Source organism: Roseovarius amoyensis, from assembly GCF_003260265.1.
Lineage (GTDB): Bacteria > Pseudomonadota > Alphaproteobacteria > Rhodobacterales > Rhodobacteraceae > Roseovarius > Roseovarius amoyensis.
The window spans coordinates 1-18,006 of record NZ_QITQ01000029.1; the positions used below are offsets into that span (position 1 = coordinate 1).

Consider the following 18,006-nt stretch of genomic DNA (forward strand, 5'->3'; position numbering starts at 1 on the left):
AAGAAACTGACAATCCGACAGCGCCGCTTGCAACATCAAAAACAGGCGGCATAATCAATCACACAAACGTGCCAGAGCCTCCAATCCGCAAACCGCTCTGATGTCCCATTTTATATGACGACGGACAGCCCATACTGACCATATTTCCGGTCGTGGCGGACGGTCTCCCGCTCTTCGATCTTTGCGCGCTGCAACTTCTGATCCGGAGGGGCGAACCGCACGGGATACCCCTTTTTTCCAAACGCCAGATAGAGACCATTGGCGAGGTCGAGCGCTCGTTCCAGAGACGCGGCGGATGTAACGATGTCAGGAAGGAGTTGCTTGTATGGGCGCAAGAATTCGTTGGCATCAATCTTGCGGGTCTTGAGAAACTGGCTCTTCGTCCCACGCAGCAGGGCATTCACTGCGGGCCTTGCCGCACCCCGGCCTTCTTTCTGCCGCTCTTCACCGCGCTCTTCTCTCGCGGGACGTGCGAGAGGCCTGTCCTTGCTCCAGATCTGCTGATCTCCGGGCTGGGCCTCGGGCAGTTCCGGTCGGCGGGGAGCCCTGCCAACAGCCTTCTTTTGCCAGTATCCAACCGGGGGCCTGGGAACGCGCAGCACCGTGCACACTCGAGCCAGGTACGACCCTGAGACGGCATACTTCTCGGCCAAATGAAGGATCGGCGTTTCCCAAACCTCTTCGAAGAGCTGTTCCCGAGAAACCTCAAATCGGTCTTCTGCTCTGCTCAACGGGGGTGGCTTGCTGGTCATTCTAGTTCGCTTCCGGGCGGGCGCGAGCTCAGCCCGCACCTCGCATTCGGACCTTTCGGCTCCTTCTAAGCGAATGAACCGCGGTAGCGCCACCCAATGAGACCGCGTCCCTCGCGTTCCGGCACGTGACAAGCGTGGATTCTGCTCATGCCGAGTTGAGAAGCTCTCAATCGCCCTGCCCGTCCAGAACGCGGAGCATGTATTCGTGTGAACTGGGAAGGTCGCAAATGGAGTTTACCACAATAGGAGCCCTGGCGCTCTACGCCTTTGTCATGTCGATCACCCCGGGGCCAAACAACATGCTTCTCGCGAACGCGGGGCTGGTGTTTGGCTTTCGGAGCACCATACCGCAGATCGTTGGCATTCCGACCGGTGTAATCTCCCAGATCCTGCTCGTGGCCGCCGGTCTCAGCAGCCTTTTCGCACAGTTTCCCAGTATCCAGTTGGCACTCAAGGTGGCTGGGACGTTCTATCTGCTCTGGCTCGCCCTGAAGCTTTGGAAAGCAGATGCGCTGGCGCAATCACCTAATGCCACCCCGATCTCGTTTTCTCAGGCGCTGCTGTTCCAGTTCATCAATCCGAAATCTTGGCTGATCGCGCTCACCGCCGTGTCGGCATTTCTGCAGCCCGAAAAGGCGGTTCTTCCTCAATTGCTGATCATTTGCTTGGCCTTCGCATTGATCGGCACCCCGTGCATGGCCGTCTGGTCTGCCATGGGATCCGCCCTGCGGCGCCACCTCTCGAGTCCGACCAGCCTCAGGCGCGCAAATCGAACCCTCGCGGCGCTCACATCGGCAACGTGCCTTATGTTCTGGCTCTGAAGGTGGACAAGGCACGCCAAGCGCATTCGATGCCCGATCTGCTGATCTGGCTGTCGTATTTCCGGCTTGCCGGGTTCTGGCTTATGGCCGGGCTCTTCCTCGTTCCAGCTCTCGCGGTGGCGATGTCTCTTAGTCAGGAGCCCGGCGTCGATGGCAGGCCCTCTCAGGTGGCATTTCTGGCATTGGCCGCGCCACTTGGGTTTGTGCCGGTCCTCCTGCATTGGAAGTACGGACGACGGAAAGGCCCGATACTGACATTCACGGCGCAGGGCATCCTCATGAACGCCATTGATCCCGAGGCGATCATCCCATGGAGAGATATCGACGTCAGAGCAAGTTGGCACGTTCTCGGGGGCTGGCGGACGATCCTGACCTTCCGATGTGTCAGCCGACCTCCGAAAGAGGGAAGACGTGTCGGAGCCGCTGATCTTTACGAGTTGCGACTTCCCAACATTGCAACCAAGGGCTGCCTGAGCCTGCAGAGGCTTGCCAGGTCCTACAAGACGGCGACGATCACAGAAGAGCAGCGGAGCACATCTTAACTGTCGACTGGCAGCGCGGCATGAATTATCTATAATTCATGAAACACGTTCCCGAAGAGACCCAGTCCGCCCGCATCGCCCGCGTCCTTGCTGACCGTATCATCTCGGGCGAGATTCCGCCCGGCGCGCGGCTCCGGCAGGACCATGTCGCTGCCGAGTTCGGCGCGAGCCATGTCCCGGTGCGCGAGGCCTTCCGCGAGTTGCAGACCCAGGGCCTGGCAGAGAGCGAACCGAGGCGCGGCTTTCGCGTCACCGAATTCGACGTGGCCGAACTGCGCGAGGTAGCCGAAATGCGTTCAAGCCTCGAAAGCCTCGCACTGCGCCACGCCGCGCCCAACATGACACGCGCCATTCTGCAGGAAGCAGAAGAGGTTACGCGCCACGGCGACAGTGCCAGTACCGTCCGTGACTGGGAGGCAGCAAACCGCCATTTTCACCGGCTCATCCTGTCCCCCTGCCGGATGCCGCGTCTGCTGCGGACGATCGACGACCTGCAGGCCGCCAGTGCGCGGTTCCTCTTCGCCGCCTGGCGGCGCGACTGGGAGGCACGGACCGATCACGACCACCGCGCCATTCTCGACGCGCTGCGCAAGGGGCAGACCGACCTCGCTTGTGCCACGCTCGCGCGCCATGTCGGCTGGATCGGCAAGCGCAAGGGCGCGATGAAAAATGCAGATATACGAGAGACTTACGAGATTCCCGGATAATTATCTATAAACTAAATTGTCAGAACCACGAAAAGCCTTCGTAATTATAGATAGACTCGATGCCTATCTTCGGAGGACAGACCCATGGCATTTCTCACCCCCACTCTGACCCGCCCCGCAGCGCTTTGGCGCGGCCTCGCGCTGACGCTCGGCGGCGCGGCGCTGATCACGCTCGGCGCCAAGATCCAGATCCCGTTCTGGCCAGTGCCGATGACGCTGCACACGCTGGCGGTGTTCTTCCTGGCGGCCGCCCTTGGCCCGCGGCTGGGTCTGGCGGCGATGGCAGCTTATCTGGGGGCCGGCGCTCTGGGGTTGCCGGTCTTCTCGGGCACGCCGGAACGCGGAATCGGGCTGGCTTACATGGTTGGGCCGACCGGCGGTTATCTTGCGGGCTACCTCATGGGCGCGGGCCTGACCGGCTGGCTGGCGCAGGGGCGCGGGCTGATCGGGCGCTTCGGGGCGATGCTGGCGGGGCTCGCCGTGACCTATGCCCTCGGCCTCGCCTGGCTCAGCACCTTCGTTCCGGCGCCGAAACTGCTGGCCGCGGGTCTCACACCCTTCATCCTCGGCGATCTGGTCAAGCTGGCTTTGGCCTCGGGCCTCATCACCGCACTCGCCCGCCTCAAGGCCCGCGCAGAATGATCCGTACCGACTGGACCATGGCGGAGGCCAGGGCGATCCACGCCCTGCCCTTCGCCGACCTCATGCATCGGGCCCAGACGCTCCACCGCGCGCATTTCGACCCCAACGCGATCGAAACCGCGAGCCTTCTGAGCATCAAGACCGGCGGCTGCCCCGAGGATTGCGGCTACTGCTCGCAATCGGCCCATCACGAGACCGGGGTGAAGGCCACCAAGCTCATGGGAGCCGAGGAGGTTCTGGCCGCCGCACAGCGCGCCAAGGCCTCGGGCGCGCAAAGGTTCTGCATGGGGGCCGCCTGGCGCAGCCCCAAGGATCGCGACATGGACAAGCTCTGCGACATGGTGCGGGGCGTGGCCGATCTGGGGCTGGAAACCTGCATGACGCTGGGGATGCTGTCGCCCGAACAGGTCGCGCGGCTGAAGGCGGCGGGCCTGGATTTCTACAACCACAACATCGACACCTCGCCCGAATATTACGCCCAGATTGCCACCACCCGGACGATGGAGGACCGCCTCGACACGGTCGAACAGGTCCGCAAGGGCGGTATCAAGGTCTGCTGCGGCGGCATCTTGGGCATCGGCGAGGCCGAAGAGGACCGCATCGCCATGCTGGTGACGCTGGCCACACTCCCCGCGCATCCCGACAGCGTGCCGGTGAACCTGTGGAACGAGATCGACGGCGTGCCGGTGCAGGCGCGTGCCCAGGCCGTCGATCCCTTCGCACTGGTGCGCATCGTGGCGCTGGCCCGCATCCTGATGCCGGCCTCGGTCGTGCGGCTGTCGGCGGGGCGCACGGGGATGAGCGACGAGCTGCAGGCGCTGTGCTTTCTCGCCGGGGCGAACTCGATCTTCGTGGGCGACCAGCTCTTGACCACCGGCAACCCGGCGGCGTGGAAGGATCAGGACCTGCTGACCCGGCTGGGGATGCACATCGCCCCCGCGCAGGCCCGGCCCCGGGTCGCGGCGGAATAGGGTCATGCCGGAACGCTCCGGGCGAGGATCTCCACCGCCCGGTCGATCTGCCCTTCGTCCAGCGCCGCATAGCCCAGCCGGAAGGCCTGCGGCGCCGGGCCCTCAAGCGCAAAGCGCGTACCCGGCAGCAGGGCCAGACCCGCCTGTCCCGCAGCTTCGGCCCAATCCTCGGCTGACCTCCCCTCGCAACGCAGCCACAGCGCCAACCCTCCGGCGGGCAAGTCGAATGTCGCCCGCCCGGCGAGGTGTTCGCCCAGCAGCGCCGCCAACAGATCCCTCCGCGCCCGGTAGACCCGCCGCGCCTTGCGGGCGTGACGGCCGAGATCGCCATCGCGGATCAGTTCCGCCAGTGCCGCCTCCAGCGGCGCGTCGCCCTGCCGATCGATGGCGGCGCGCGCCTCGGCCATCCGCCGCAGCAGCGGCTCGGGCGCCAGCGCATAGCCCAGCCGAATGCCCGGTGAGAGCAGCTTCGACAGCGAGCCCACATAGATCAGCGGCAGGTCTTCGGGCGCACGGGCGGCGAGCGGCAGCACCGGGCGGCCCTCGAAGCGGTACTCGTGGTCGTAATCGTCCTCGATCAGCGTGACCCCATGGCGCTGCGCCAGCTCCAGCAGTTGCAACCGCCGCGCCGCGCCCATGGTCACCGTGGTCGGATACTGGTGATGTGGCGTGACATAGACCGCCCGGATGCGCGGGTCGCCGGCCAGCGCCTGCTCCAGCGCGTCGATCCTGAGGCCCCCGCCATCCACCGGCACGCCCCGCACCTCTGCCCCCGCCGCGCGGAACGCCTCCCAGGCGAGCGGATAGCCCGGCTCCTCCACCGCGATGACCTCGCCCGGAGACAGCGCCGCCCGCACGGCCAGGAACAGCGCCATCTGGCTGCCCCGCGCGATCAGCAGCCGCGACGGGTCCGCCACCACGCCCCGGTCCGTGGCGAGATAGCCCGCCAGTGCCTCGCGCAGCGAGGATGTGCCGCGCGCATCGCCGTAATCCGCCCCGGCGCGGAAGGCCGGCGACAGCAGCGCCCGGCGAAAGGCCCGGGCCAGCGCTTTGTCGGGCACCAGCTTGGGGTCCGGCGCGCCGTCGGTAAACGCGAGCCCCGCGCGTGGCGCCACCGGGTCCATCGGCATGGGCACGGGTCTGCGGACCAGCATCCCCTGCGGCAGATCCTGCGCCACGAAGGTGCCCCGCGCCGGTTCCGCGTGCAGCCAGCCCTGGGTCAGCAGCTCCTGATAGGCGGCATCCACCGTATTGCGATGGACCCCCAGCTCGCGCGCCAGCGCCCGAGTGCCGGGCAGCCGCGCCCCGGGCTTCAGGCGTCCGCGGGTGATGTCGCGGGTGATCGCCTCGGCAATCGCGAGGAAGAGCGGGCCGCCATGGCCCGGCTCGATCTCGAGGGCAAGAAGCTCGCGCATGTCGAAAACCGGCCTATCTCAATCATTCATACTGGCACTTTCGAATAGGCCAGTATTTTGCCACAGAGGCGAAAAACGCAAGAGGCTTCGACGATGAAATCCGCCCTGATCCTGCGTCACCTGGCCTTTGAAGACCTCGGGACGTTTGCCTCGGTTCTGAGGGACGCCGGCTATCAGCTCCGAGACATCGAGGCGGCGATGGACCCCCTGCCCGACCCGCTGGAACCGGATCTGGTCGTGGTGCTGGGCGGGCCGATCGGCGTGAACGACGGCGCCGCCTATCCTTGCATGACAGAAGAGCGGGACTGGCTGACCATGAGGCTGGCGGCGGATCGCCCGACCCTCGGCATTTGCCTCGGCGCACAGCTCATGGCTGCGGCCCTCGGAGCCCGTGTCGCGCCCATTGCCGAGAAGGAGATCGGCTTCGCGCCCCTGACCCTAACCGCGCCTGGCCGGGCCGGCCCGCTTGCCCACCTCTCGGACATCCCGGTACTGCACTGGCATGGCGAGGGCTTCGACCTGCCCGCCGGAACCGAGCGCCTAGCCGCGACCCCCGGCTGCGAAACACAGGGCTTCGCCCGGGGCCGCAATATTCTCGGCCTGCAATTCCACCCCGAGGCCGGGATGCTGCCGGATTTCGAACGCTGGCTGATCGGCCACAGCGCAGAGCTGGCGCAGGCAGGGATTGCCCCCGAGGCTCTGCGGCAGGATGCCAAGGCACATGGCCCGGCGCTGCGGACCGCCGGTCAGGCCATGCTGAAACATTGGCTGCAGGAGCTGGACGGATGAGGCCCGTCACACTCCTGACAGGTCGCGCCGCTCCCCTGCCCGGAAGCGACACGCTGAGCGGGATCGGCAAGACGGCGGTTACCCACCCGCTGAGGCTTGGCCCCGAGGGGTTCGAAGGCGACGAACAGGCCGACCGGCGCGTACATGGCGGCGTCGAGAAGGCCGTGCATCATTATCCGCTCGATCATTACAGCGACTGGCGCGCGGAACTCGGCGACCTTCAGGCGCTGACCACTCCCGGCGGGTTCGGCGAGAATATCTCGACCGCCGGGCTCACCGAAGCGGAGGTCGCCGTCGGCGATACATTCCGGCTGGGCGGCGCGCTGATCCAGGTCTCGCAGGGGCGCCAGCCCTGCTGGAAGCTCAACCGCCGCTTCGGCGTGCCCGACATGGCGCGGCGCGTGCAGCAGACCGGGCGCACGGGATGGTATTACCGGGTGCTCCAGACCGGCACCGTTACCCCCTGGGACCGGCTGGAGCTGATCGACCGCCTGGCACCGGACTGGACTTTACGACGGCTCTGGCACGCTCTCTATGTGGACCGGATGAACCTGGTCGAACTCGAAGGCATCGCCGCGCTCGATGTCCTGGCCGAGGGCTGGCGCAAATACGCGGTCCGGCGTCTGGATAGCCGCCGGGTCGAGGACTGGAGCAAGAGGCTGGACGGCACTGCATGAAACGCCCCCCTTTCGTCATTTCGATCCAAAGCCAGGTGGTCTTCGGCCATGTCGGCAATTCCGCAGCGCTCTTCCCGATGCAGGCGGCCGGGCTTGAGGTCGCTGCGATCCCCACCGTGGTCTTCTCGAACACACCCGACTACCCGACTCTGCGCGGCCGCGCCCTGCCGCCCGAATTCTTCTCCGACCTGCTGCAAGGCGCTCGCGAACGCGGTCTCCCCGAGCGGGCGGATTACATCCTCACCGGCTATATCGGCTCGCTCGACGTGGCCGAGATGGTGGCGGATTTCGTGTCCGAGGCGAAGGCCGCGAACCCGCGCCTGCGCTACATCTGCGACCCGGTGATGGGCGACACCGGTCCCGGCCTCTATGTCCCCGAAGCCATCGCCGGCGTAATGCGCGACCGGCTGCTGTCGATGGCCGACATCGCCACGCCGAACCCCTTCGAACTCGCCTGGCTCACCGGGCAGCAGATCCACACATCGGCCGATCTTCAGGCGGCGCGCGAGGCGCTGCACATCGCGCCCGAAGCGCATCTGATCGCCACCGGCTGCATACTCGACGACACCGGCCCCGGGCAACTCGAGACGGTGCTCTTGGGCCCCGAAGGTCTCAGCCGCCACCCGACCAAGCGCCTGCCGATCGCCCTGCCCGGCACCGGCGATCTCTTCGCCGGGCTTGTGGTTGCGGGCATCGGGCGGGGCCATCCATTACCCCACGCCATCGAGACGGCCCAAACCCTAACTGCCCGCGCCCTCAGCTACGCCGAGGCGCTTGGTGCGGGCGAGGTGGTGCTGAGCGAGCCGGAGTTCCGCCGCACTCTTCTTTCGCTGGGGTCTGGCTGAATCAGGGTGATGCAGAAATCGTCGCCTGATCAAGCCTGCACATAGAGTGACCTGACCTGCCCCGTTCAGGGTGCGAACGGACTGCCAAAATCCGTATGAAACCCGGTGAGAATTTATTCAGCGCATGGAGGATGCTGCACGCTTGAATATCTACGCCTCCGGCCGAGGCTGTGTGGAAACTGCTCTCTGTGGTAGACTGCCGCAGGTCAGGCGGAGGCGGTCATGGCGGGATTCATCGAGGGCGTTGATCGCGGCCAGTCGGTGCTTTTCCCGGAACGGCTGGACGACTGGATCGGTGAGGACAGCCTCGTTCGCGTCGTGGATTTCTTCGTTGAGGAGCTGGATCTGCAGCATCTTGGTTTCGCCCGATCGGCCCCCGCACGGACGGGGCGGCCCGGCTATCACCCCGCGGTCCTGCTCAAGCTGTTCATCTACGGATACCTGAACCGCATCCCGTCGAGCCGCAGGTTGGAACGCGAGGCAGGGCGCAATGTCGAGGTCATGTGGCTGACCGGCAAGCTGGTGCCGGATCACAAGACCATCGCGGACTTCCGGCGCGACAACGGCGCGGGCATCCGCAAGGTCTGCGCGCAGTTCGTCGAACTTTGCCGCCGGATCGGCACGCTGAAGGGCGATTGTGTGGCCATCGACGGCAGCAAGTTCAAAGCGGTGAACAACCGCGACAGGAACTTCACCAAGGGAAAGATCGCCAGCCGCATCGCCCATCTCGAAGCCGATGTCGAACACTACATCACCGAGATGGTCCGCATCGACCGACAGGAGGAAGGCGAGGCTCGTGCCGGAAAGGTCGAGCATCTGTCCCGCCGCTATGGCCGCATCCGGCAGGAGATCGCGCGGCTCAGGGAGATGGACAAGGCTTTGGCCGACGCACCGGACGGCCAGATTTCCCTGACTGACCCCGACGCCCGCTCGATGGCGACCAGCGCGCGGCACAGTGGCTTGGTCGGCTACAATGTGCAGAGTGCTGTCGATGCCGAGACGCATCTCATCGTCGCGCACGAGGTCACCAATCAGGGCTTTGACCGCGAACAGCTCAGCCCGATGGCCATTGCGGCCAAGGCCGCGCTTGGGCGGGACGAACTGCATGCCATCGCTGACAAGGGCTATTTCAGCAGCCCCGAGATCCTGGCCTGTCACGAGGCGGGCATCACCACGACCGTGCCGCGGCCCGCGACCTCGGGCAATGCGGCCAAGGGCATGTATGTGAAGGCGGACTTCGTCTATGACGCCGAACGGGACGTCTACGTCTGCCCGGCAGGCGAAGACCTGACCTACCGCTACACGACCGAGGAACGCGGGATCCCGATCCGGCGATATTGGATCAACGGATGCAAGACCTGCCCACTCCGGACGCATTGCACGACTGGCAACGAGCGGCGGATTTCCCGTTGGGAACGCGAAGATCTGGTCGACGACATGGATCACCGTCTGGGGCGCGACCCGGACTACATGACCCTTCGCCGCTGCACCGTCGAGCACCCGTTCGGCACGATCAAGGCGTGGATGGGCGGAACCCATTTCCTGACGCGCAGGCTGAAGAATGTCCGGAGCGAGATGGCGTTAAATGTGCTGGCCTACAACATCAAGCGAATGGTCGCCTTGCTCGGCGTCAGGGGGCTGATGCGGGCCATGAAGGGCTGATCTCAGTCGTCTGGAGCTACATGAGGCCGACCATTGGCCGTCAGATCACCCTCCCAGAGGAGCGATGAACGCGATGTGCGCTCATTGTGAACCTGTTCTCTCGAAATGCTCCGATCGCCCACGCCACCGACGTCGCCACGCGTTTCCACACAGCCTCGGCCCAAAGCGCGTCATAGCAGTTACGCAGCCTCTCCCGTACTGCCGGGTCCTTCGCTGATTGAGCGATAGCTTTCTTGTCCGTGCCTTTACCGAACTCGGCATCTAGAGCATCGTTGAAGGCCTTCATCAAAGCCGCGGATGGTTTATGGACATAGGGCACCAATGCCCAATTGAGCTGCCCGCCCGGTGTCATCACAAGGAGAGCCGCCCCTGGAAAAGCTCGCCGCATCTTTGCGGTACCTGCGCCAGTTTGAGCAACGGAGCTAGTCTCCGGGAAAGGTACCGGTTCACCCGTCCATTTGGCGGTGCAGTCGCCATCACCGCCGCCAGCCGGAGCGTCAGGCACATCCGGGCCGTCGCCCCCTTCATCGTCACTGTCGTCGACGAAAGTGACGGTTTCAACGCCGCGGCTGCCAAACCAACCCGACAGATCGCTTACAGCCTCGACGAGCACTCCCGTCAATGCCCCGCGGGAAACATCACGCGCGATGGTTGCGACTAGGGCTTCCTCATTAAGATAAGGCAAGATCACCTCGCGGACTTTTACCTGCGACAGTAGAAGATCGACACCGTTGACGTGGTCGCTGTCGAGGTGAGAAAGAAAAAGCAAGTCGATTTCGCCGTCTCTGGCGATGGAACCGACCTCCCGCTTCAACGCATCGGCCTGATTGGAGCCGCAGTCGTACACCCAGCGTAGCGGCTTTTGACCAAGCGTCAGCTCGCCGCAATGCAAGCCGCCCTGACCAACTGCATGCTGGACCATCCTCACTTGCATCTATCGTCTCTCCTTCAAGATTTCGGTCTTAGTAGGGTCAAAATTCTTGACCGATCTTCAGTAGCTTGATGCCAGTCAAAGGCTTGCCCTCGCGAAATTGGTCAGCCCTTCGCTGACATTCTGCGATTTGATTGTCGCGGCATTGCAGCGTCCCCGAACCGATCATCCATGGCGGCTCATAACAAGACCAAGGGAGAATGTCGTTGGGAGGTAGGGCGTGAAACGCTTCGGCTTCTTTAACGCATTCAAGCGCGGCGGGATTTCCAAATTTGATAGATCGTCTTACGGCGCTCAAATGCCTCCGGGCCGCCCTCCATAATGGAGATGACGTTGGCCTGGCAGGACTTATCGTCAATATTTCCGACTGATATTGAGATTGCATCATCTCGGAAGCGGCATGTAGTAATGGTTTCGGCATCTCCAAGTACCGGGAAATTCGCGTTGTGCGTCGCGAAGATGAATTGCTGGTTCGGCTTGAGCCGACGAAGCAGTTTGACCACCTCTTCGTAAACGGTCTGGCTATCAAGATCATCTTCTGGCTGGTCGATGAGCAGAAGATCATTCTCTTTCTGGCTAAGCAGGAAGAGCATCATCGCCGAGGCGCGCTGGCCCAGAGAATGAGACAAGAGTGCCTTGCCGTGATACGTCACTGAATAGCTGTTGGGCACCTGATAGGCGATGAGTGAGTAGAGATTTTCTATGAAGAGACTTCTGAAGTCCTGGCTCTTCCCCTTTGCGTGAGCACAAGCCTTTTCGAGGTCCTTGAAAACCTCGCCAAAATCAGAATAAGCCTCGGAAAGATCATTGTAATATTCCTTGCGGAGATTATTTCCTCGAAGCAATCCGTCAATGTGGACTTTAAAAGCGTTGCGGTCTCCCTTGAACGCCGCCTCTACTCTCAGTGATCCTTGCGATTCATTAATGATTTCAAGCGCCGCCGCGATGAGTTTGAATTCATCGTGCCATGCATTATTCAGCAAGTTCATGGCCGTCAGAACGGCCTCAAGTCTTGTTCTTTCCTTGCCCGTCCGCTTGGCAAGCTCGGCGATTCCAGTTTCAAGCTCCTGCTTGCGCTGAGTGAAGTTGATATAGGCATTTGGCTGGATCGAGGTAACGCCCTGTTCCTGCAACGCCTTGACCAGCTCCCGTTCGGTCTCGGCAAACTCTTCCTTCAGGCCGTCTCGCACGCCTTCAAGCTCCTGGCGCAGTTCATCTAATTCGGTGGAATTAGTCTTGATCGTGGCAGCAAGGGCCTTGGCTGTCGCAACCGTGCCTTTTAGTTCCTCCACCTTGGCCGCATAGCGCGTGAAGAAATCTGCATTCTGATCGGAGGAATGAACTTCGATCAGTTTGAAATCTTCTTCGGCCTGGTTTGCCGCATCATCAATCGTCTTGCGCCAAGCCTCAGCTGCCTCGTGAATGCCCTGACAGTAGGTCAAGTCCTCGTTATAAATCAGTTGCTTTTCAAGCTTGTCCTTGACGCCGTGCTTGTCAAATTGCTCCAAGTTGAATTTGACATTCTCAAGTTCATCTTCTAGCGCCTGCTTGTCCTCTGCATCGCTTCGCGCGGAATGGAAGTTCTCTATCGCCGTTTTAAGTTCGTCTGCGCGCTCCTCGATCTTTTTCCGCACGCCCTTAAGGCTATCACCCATGAGCTTTTCGACAAGATCGTGCCCGAAGCCTTTCCCAGCAGCGGCGAGGTCCTTCTGCCCGAAGTAAAGTGGCTTGGCGATAATCGTTTCCCTAATAGAGACTCCCGGGCGCAGCACGCCATCGACATAGACATCTGGAGAGTGCCCCCAAATGCGTCTCACCTCAAAGCGACCGCCATGCCGATCGGTCGCTTCAGCAATCACCTTGCCGCCGCTTTTCAGAACATGGGGCAGGAGTTTGTCCTTGTATTCCTTGTCCTGCGCTTTGTCGCCAAAGGGGATATCCAGGGCATAACGCACGCTTTCCAGGATAGAGGATTTTCCGCTGCCCTGGATGCCGATCAGGCAGTTCAGATGCGGGGAGAAAGTAACGCGACTGCCATCCAGCAACCCGCCTTCAAAGCGAACAGCGTTGACATGGGAATGCCCTAAGGACGGAAATTCCGACGCAACGCGGAAAGTATGATCGGTCAAGGCAAACTTTACGGCATCGAAGCCAACATCGCCCAACTTCAGATAGACCGTTCTGCCTTTGCCGATCTCGGTTATTTCTTTTGCATCAGAGCCTTCTACTTCGGCCGGATATTGATCGCCCCACCAGCCCTTGACCTTCGTGCGGCAAACGCTATCCGGTTTGTCATGGGTGCGAACCTTCTGGAAGCCCAGAGCATATTTTTGAATGAGCGGCTCAGCGGCAAGCTCGCCCATTCGGCCCCCGCTTAACTCTTTCCACAATCCACTATTAGCCTCAACGTGTGCGAATATAATGAAAAAGTCACGGTTGTATGCTTCCAGCGTCTTCAGCGTCTCGATTAGGTCGTCGTTGCTGCGTCCGTTTTCCTGCTCGTATTGCGCGGGGACCTTGCCAGCGAATGCAACGCCAAGAAACTGGTTGATGTAATCCTGCCCCTCGGCCAACCAAGCTTCGGAAAATACCACAAGTGTGTGAACACCGTTTGCGCCGTCCTTGACGGACAGCTCCACGCCAGGGAGCACACCGATGCCGGATTTGCGCGCCCTTTTGCGCAGTGCCTTAAATTCGTCAAGGTCAAATTTGTTGTGGTTGGTGATGACAGCAAGGCGTATTCCGGCAGCTTCAAGCGCCTCTACATAGCTGGCGACGAAACGGTCATCGTCGCCATCATAGCGAAATTCCTTATCTGCTCGAGTGTGCAGGTGAAAATCTGCCCTTAACCACTGTGCGCCATGTTCGAAAAGTTTCTGAAGAGCCTCACTCAATCTTAAAATCCTGTGATAAAGCCATCTTCTGACAATGAAATCACGCAATGAGGGGTTGTGTAAAGTCAGAAGCCGACAGGTCCGAGGATGTCCAGCGCGGCGCGCGGGCGGCGACAGTATGACATGTCATGAGGTGCAACAGCGACTGTGTCTGAGCTGTCCCTGCAACTGTGTTGCAGGGACTCGGGAGAGCCGACGATCCTATCGTCAAGGAGCCTCGAGTCCGCTTCAATGCCCTTGTACGGGTGGTGCCGCACATGCAGTGAAGGTCCGCTGTCCGCCCCTTCGTGCCAGAGCCTCTAGCCGTGACGGCAATGGAACTTCTGCAGGCCCTGAATCGCGAATCTTAGGCAGCCGAGGGCCGCACAACGCTATGCTCCGGCGCCTAACATTCAGTTGGGACTGAGAATTCCTCACGCGCCGAGACCTATGCCTTATGCATACTTCCCCGGCCAAGATGTGGAGGAATAGCTATGCAGGTCGGCGATCCAATTTCAGAGGAAATCATCATTCGAGCGCGCGAAAGCTTTGCGCGACAGGGACTTATGGCGCATCTCGGGGCCGCGATAACGGAGGTGCGCGCGGGGATCGTCAAGTTGCGACTGCCGTTCCGCCAAGAACTCACGCAGCAGCATGGCTACTTTCATGCCGGCGGAACATCGGCCATCGCCGACAGCGCAGGCGGTTACGCTGGGTTCACTCTCTTCCCCGAAGGCAGTTCAGTCCTGACGGTCGAGTTCAAACTGAACCTGATCAGCCCGGCGCAAGGAGATTATCTCGAGGCTGTCGGCCGCGTGATCAAGAATGGTCGCACACTGACCATCTGCCAGCTCGATGTATGGGGCGTTGATGGAAAACGCCGCAAACATGTCGCCACGGGGATGCAAACCCTGATCTGCTTGCATGACACGCCAGACCTGCCCGCTTCGCGCTAGAACAGGTCTTCTCGGCGAATGGCCCGAACGGGATTGAAGATCGGCAGATTTTGGCGATCCAATCCCAGATCTTCCAACGCCGTGTCGCTCAAGCGGTAAAAGGCCCGAAAACGGCGCGGCAGCCGAGCCGCGCGTGATGCGAGACCATCTTTGTCGCGCTCTTGCGTTGAATTTGCCGTGCATCGCGGGTTCATGGTCACCTCCGGTGTCTTCCCCCAGAGAATGCACCCCGTGACCAGGGCCATGAATTTCGGTTCCCTCAGCGGATATTGAGAATTCCTCTCTGTGATTGTCGCCGCGAAATCCTCAGGACCTCCGGAAGTTTCCTCAATTGCGAGCAGCCATGCCGCCGCATGACAGTCAGCCTCGACCGCGAAAGCGGACGGAGAAGGATACCGGAAGAATGACAAGACTTTCCCGCACTGGCCTTGAAACCCACGCCAGGCATTGGATCGCTGCCTGGAACGCACATGACGTCGAGACGGTTCTCGCGCCATTCGCCGAAGACTCCGTCTTCATCAGCCCTCTCGCCAAGCAGGTGGCGGGTGACGCCCGGATCATTGGGAAGGACGCCCTGCGGCAGTACTGGACCGACGCCCTGGCACGCGTGCCCGATCTGCATTTCGAACTGAGCGGAACCGCCGTAGACGAAGAGGCGCAATCCGTGACGGTTTTCTATGTGTCGCGAGCCGGCGGTCGGGTCAGGCATGCCTGCGAACACATGCGGTTTCGCGAGGGCATCCAGTTTCTGGGCGAAGCCTATTACGGGTCCGAGGAATGACGGGCCCCTTGCGCGCGACCGACGAAAACCATTACCCTTGGGGTAACGGCTGCGACGGCTGGAAACTGGTCGATCGCCCCGAACTTTCGCTGCGCGAAGAGCGCCTGCCGCCCGGCGGTGCCGAAGCACCACATTATCATCGGGTCTCCCGCCAGATCTTCTATGTCCTTGCCGGGGAACTGACGATCAGGGTTCCGGGCCGTATCCTCTTGGCCAAGGCGGGAGAGGCCCTGGAAATCTCCCCGGGCCTGGGACATTTAGTGCAGAACAACGGGCCCGAAGATCTGCGCATCCTGCTCGTGTCCGCCCCTGATACGGTCGGCGACCGGTATCCGGTCGAAGACCATGCGGCCATCCCGGCGGATGTAGCACACCATCCGATGTATTGGCTCTAGCCCGCCCCGGACAAAATCTCCCGCTCGGTTGAGACCTTCTCAATCGGCGTGGAGGCGGCTCCCGGCTAGCACTTGAGACAAAGAGCGGATGCCAGAAGCCATGAACATCAATGATCTCAGAAAATCCTTGAGCGCCGCCTCTGGCGAGACACCGACTCCCGGCCTGTCGGGTCTTCAACGACTTGCACTTCTTTGGGTCACGGCCATCCTGCTGACATTTCTGTCCTTCGTCTCTTATCCTCACCGATCTGGCGAAACGGGCTCCATTCAGGATCGTGCCGAGCAAACCGACGACCTCGGGCGGGTACACTCCCTGAGGGACGACTGCTGCATCTGGTCCGGCCACGCGCATGACTGACCCAGCCCAATTGTCCCCGTTGCGCCGCATCGTCTTCGTCTCTCTGCCATTCACCTTCGCCTACCTGCTCTCCGAACTCTTTCGAAATGTGAACGCTGTTCTGGAGCCTCGTCTCACGGCCGAGTTTCAGCTTGAGCCTGCGACCATGGGCATGATGACCTCCGCCTTCCTTGGCGCACTGGCCGGCTCGCAGCTGTTCGTCGGCCAGGCCCTGGACAGGTTCGGGCCGAAACGCGTTCTGGTGACTACGCTCTTCCTGGCTGTCGTCGCATCCGCGCTCTTCGCCGGGGCACAAACAGCCCACATGCTCGTCCTGGCGCGTTTCATGATCGGCCTCGGACTTTCCGCTTGCTGGACCGGCGCCTACAAGGCGAACACCCTGTGGTGGCCGAGGGGGCGCCTGCCCCTGGTAAACGCCATCACGATCGCAGCGGCCGGCCTTGGTTCCCTCGCGGCCACCAGCCCGACCGAATGGCTGCTACGCCAAATCGGCTGGCGCGAAATTTTTCTGGGTCTCGCCGGCGTCACTGCCACCATTGCATTGATCATCGCCGCGGTGGTTCCGCCCCGGACGAGGGAACGAGCCGCACCAGCGGTGCTGGAACCGGCTGTGAAGGGACTGCGTGGTGTCCTCACGCACCCCGCCTTTCTCACCATCGCACCGGCTTCGGCCCTCTGTCAGGGAGCCTGGGTCGCCTATCAGGGGCTCTGGGCCGGGGTCTGGCTGCGCGACGCGATTGATCTCCCGTCGACTACGGCAGCCGGCATTCTGATGGCGCTCTCCTTTGCCGTCATCTTGGGGCAATTCGGCTTCGGCCTTCTCGCCGATCGGATCGCCCGCACCGACCGGCACCTGTTCCACCTGACGTTCGCCCTGACGCTTGGCTTTGTTCTGTGTCAGCTCGCGATTGCCGGTGCAGGCGCGTCACTGCAGACCATCCTCTGGGCTGGCTACGGGCTGTTCACCGCGGGTCCCATCCTTGCCTACGCGCTTCTGGTCCGGCTGCTACCCGACGCAGTGTCCGGCCGCGCTATCGCCATGCTCAATCTCGGCGCCGTCCTCACCGGCTTCTTGATGCAGGGCGGCATCGGCGCAGGCATCGAGGCTTTGGCTCGGCTTGGGTGGAGCATTTCGTCCGCCCATGTGACGTTCATCGCGCTGATCGCCGGTCTACAAGCCATCGCTCTGGCGTGGATGGCTCTGCATCAAGGTCGCGCCCTGCGTCTGGACAAGGTTCGGTGATCATTTCCACCGGGACCCTGAAAGATTCTCAATCGCCGCGTCTAACGCATTGGAATACCGTCAAATCATGGAAGTCGAGGAGAGACATTCATGTTGATGAACCTAAGTCGTACTGCCCTGTTCTCAATGGCGCTCGCCGCCGCTCCCGTTGTCGCTCACGCGTTCGATCTGGACAGCCGCGACCTGCGGGAGGGTGAAACGATCCGCATGGAATTGGTGAATTCGACCATGGGGTGCGAGGGGCTCAACCAATCCCCGCACCTGGTCTGGAATGACCCGCCCGCAGGAACGCAGAGCTTCGCGATTACGGTCTACGACCCGGACGCCCCGACCGGCAGCGGTTGGTGGCACTGGATCGTTCTGGATATTCCGGCGCACACACGAGCGATGCTCGCGGGCGCCTCTGGCTACCTGCCCGCCCCTCTGGTCGAGTCCCTGACGGATTTCGGGCAGCCCGGTTATGGCGGCCCCTGCCCGCCTGAGGGCGCAGTCGCTCATCGCTACGAGTTCACCGTCTATGCCATCGACGTGCCGAGCCTGGGGTTGGACGCCAGCGCCATGCCCGCCCTCGCCGGCTACATGATCCACGCGCACAGCCTCGGCAGTGTGACACTGACAGCGCGCTTCGGGCGCTGAAAGCAAGGAC

At 62.1% G+C, this 18,006-nt stretch carries 20 protein-coding genes; 15 read left to right on the forward strand and 5 right to left on the reverse strand.

What is annotated here, in order from left to right:
* Positions 1-110: 110 nt before the first annotated feature.
* On the reverse strand, positions 111-752 hold the full coding sequence (locus tag DL899_RS16750; RefSeq protein WP_162685617.1) for a hypothetical protein: 642 nt from the start codon (positions 750-752) through the stop codon (positions 111-113).
* Positions 753-979: 227 nt separating this feature from the next.
* Between DL899_RS16750 and DL899_RS16755 the strand changes: the two genes are divergently transcribed.
* The 5 genes from DL899_RS16755 to bioB all read left to right on the forward strand — a co-directional run bounded on the left by DL899_RS16755 (position 980) and on the right by bioB (position 4,435).
* Positions 980-1,573 (forward strand): LysE family translocator, encoded by a 594-nt coding sequence (locus tag DL899_RS16755; RefSeq protein WP_111735506.1) that lies wholly within the window; start codon positions 980-982, stop codon positions 1,571-1,573.
* A 29-nt stretch (positions 1,574-1,602) separates the two neighbouring features.
* A complete protein-coding gene (locus tag DL899_RS16760) occupies positions 1,603-2,115 on the forward strand; it encodes a hypothetical protein (RefSeq protein ID WP_162685618.1) in 513 nt (170 codons plus the stop codon).
* 38 nt (positions 2,116-2,153) lie between these two features.
* The gene (locus tag DL899_RS16765) at positions 2,154-2,822 is read left to right on the forward strand and encodes a GntR family transcriptional regulator (RefSeq protein WP_111735508.1); all 669 of its coding nucleotides are present in this window, start codon (positions 2,154-2,156) and stop codon (positions 2,820-2,822) included.
* Positions 2,823-2,906: 84 nt separating this feature from the next.
* Positions 2,907-3,464: a biotin transporter BioY gene (locus DL899_RS16770; protein WP_111735509.1), complete on the forward strand. Its 558-nt coding sequence runs from the start codon at positions 2,907-2,909 to the stop codon at positions 3,462-3,464.
* Positions 3,461-4,435: a biotin synthase BioB gene (gene bioB / locus DL899_RS16775; protein ID WP_111735510.1), complete on the forward strand. Its 975-nt coding sequence runs from the start codon at positions 3,461-3,463 to the stop codon at positions 4,433-4,435. Before DL899_RS16770 ends, bioB begins: the two co-directional genes overlap by 4 nt.
* A gap of 2 nt (positions 4,436-4,437) precedes the next feature.
* Here bioB and pdxR read toward each other — a convergent pair whose 3' ends face one another.
* Positions 4,438-5,850 carry a MocR-like pyridoxine biosynthesis transcription factor PdxR gene (gene pdxR, locus DL899_RS16780; RefSeq protein WP_111735511.1) on the reverse strand — a complete coding sequence of 471 codons (1,413 nt, stop codon included), beginning with the start codon at positions 5,848-5,850 and terminating at the stop codon, positions 4,438-4,440.
* 93 nt (positions 5,851-5,943) lie between these two features.
* Here pdxR and DL899_RS16785 point away from each other — a divergent pair, with 93 nt between their 5' ends.
* The 4 genes from DL899_RS16785 to DL899_RS16800 all read left to right on the forward strand — a co-directional run bounded on the left by DL899_RS16785 (position 5,944) and on the right by DL899_RS16800 (position 9,823).
* Complete coding sequence (locus tag DL899_RS16785; RefSeq protein ID WP_111735512.1) at positions 5,944-6,639, forward strand: glutamine amidotransferase; 696 nt, start codon at positions 5,944-5,946, stop codon at positions 6,637-6,639.
* The gene (locus tag DL899_RS16790; protein WP_111735513.1) at positions 6,636-7,316 is read left to right on the forward strand and encodes an MOSC domain-containing protein; all 681 of its coding nucleotides are present in this window, start codon (positions 6,636-6,638) and stop codon (positions 7,314-7,316) included. Before DL899_RS16785 ends, DL899_RS16790 begins: the two co-directional genes overlap by 4 nt.
* A complete protein-coding gene (gene pdxY / locus DL899_RS16795; RefSeq protein WP_111735514.1) occupies positions 7,313-8,161 on the forward strand; it encodes a pyridoxal kinase in 849 nt (282 codons plus the stop codon). Before DL899_RS16790 ends, pdxY begins: the two co-directional genes overlap by 4 nt.
* 222 nt (positions 8,162-8,383) lie before the next feature.
* Positions 8,384-9,823: an IS1182 family transposase gene (locus DL899_RS16800; protein WP_111735515.1), complete on the forward strand. Its 1,440-nt coding sequence runs from the start codon at positions 8,384-8,386 to the stop codon at positions 9,821-9,823.
* Positions 9,824-9,863: 40 nt separating this feature from the next.
* Here DL899_RS16800 and DL899_RS16805 read toward each other — a convergent pair whose 3' ends face one another.
* Positions 9,864-10,757, reverse strand: coding sequence for an MBL fold metallo-hydrolase (locus DL899_RS16805; protein WP_111735516.1), 894 nt, complete (start codon positions 10,755-10,757; stop codon positions 9,864-9,866).
* Between the two features lie 245 nt (positions 10,758-11,002).
* Positions 11,003-13,648 (reverse strand): TrlF family AAA-like ATPase, encoded by a 2,646-nt coding sequence (locus DL899_RS16810; protein ID WP_239494743.1) that lies wholly within the window; start codon positions 13,646-13,648, stop codon positions 11,003-11,005.
* A 473-nt stretch (positions 13,649-14,121) separates the two neighbouring features.
* Here DL899_RS16810 and DL899_RS16815 point away from each other — a divergent pair, with 473 nt between their 5' ends.
* Positions 14,122-14,583, forward strand: a complete 462-nt coding sequence (locus DL899_RS16815) for a PaaI family thioesterase (RefSeq protein ID WP_111735517.1) — start codon at positions 14,122-14,124, stop codon at positions 14,581-14,583.
* Here the strand turns inward: DL899_RS16815 and DL899_RS16820 are convergent.
* Entirely contained in the window at positions 14,580-14,828 is a 249-nt protein-coding gene (locus DL899_RS16820; protein WP_111735518.1) for a hypothetical protein, read from the reverse strand. The genes DL899_RS16815 and DL899_RS16820 overlap by 4 nt on opposite strands.
* A 158-nt stretch (positions 14,829-14,986) precedes the next feature.
* Between DL899_RS16820 and DL899_RS16825 the strand changes: the two genes are divergently transcribed.
* The 5 genes from DL899_RS16825 to DL899_RS16840 all read left to right on the forward strand — a co-directional run bounded on the left by DL899_RS16825 (position 14,987) and on the right by DL899_RS16840 (position 17,996).
* Positions 14,987-15,364, forward strand: coding sequence for a nuclear transport factor 2 family protein (locus DL899_RS16825; RefSeq protein ID WP_111735519.1), 378 nt, complete (start codon positions 14,987-14,989; stop codon positions 15,362-15,364).
* Positions 15,365-15,372: 8 nt separating this feature from the next.
* Positions 15,373-15,759 carry a cupin domain-containing protein gene (locus tag DL899_RS16830; RefSeq protein WP_204355340.1) on the forward strand — a complete coding sequence of 129 codons (387 nt, stop codon included), beginning with the start codon at positions 15,373-15,375 and terminating at the stop codon, positions 15,757-15,759.
* 100 nt (positions 15,760-15,859) lie between these two features.
* Positions 15,860-16,117: a hypothetical protein gene (locus DL899_RS19475; protein WP_162685619.1), complete on the forward strand. Its 258-nt coding sequence runs from the start codon at positions 15,860-15,862 to the stop codon at positions 16,115-16,117.
* Complete coding sequence (locus DL899_RS16835) at positions 16,110-17,360, forward strand: MFS transporter (protein WP_111735521.1); 1,251 nt, start codon at positions 16,110-16,112, stop codon at positions 17,358-17,360. Before DL899_RS19475 ends, DL899_RS16835 begins: the two co-directional genes overlap by 8 nt.
* Positions 17,361-17,450: 90 nt before the next feature.
* On the forward strand, positions 17,451-17,996 hold the full coding sequence (locus tag DL899_RS16840) for a YbhB/YbcL family Raf kinase inhibitor-like protein (protein ID WP_111735522.1): 546 nt from the start codon (positions 17,451-17,453) through the stop codon (positions 17,994-17,996).
* Positions 17,997-18,006: the final 10 nt, after the last annotated feature.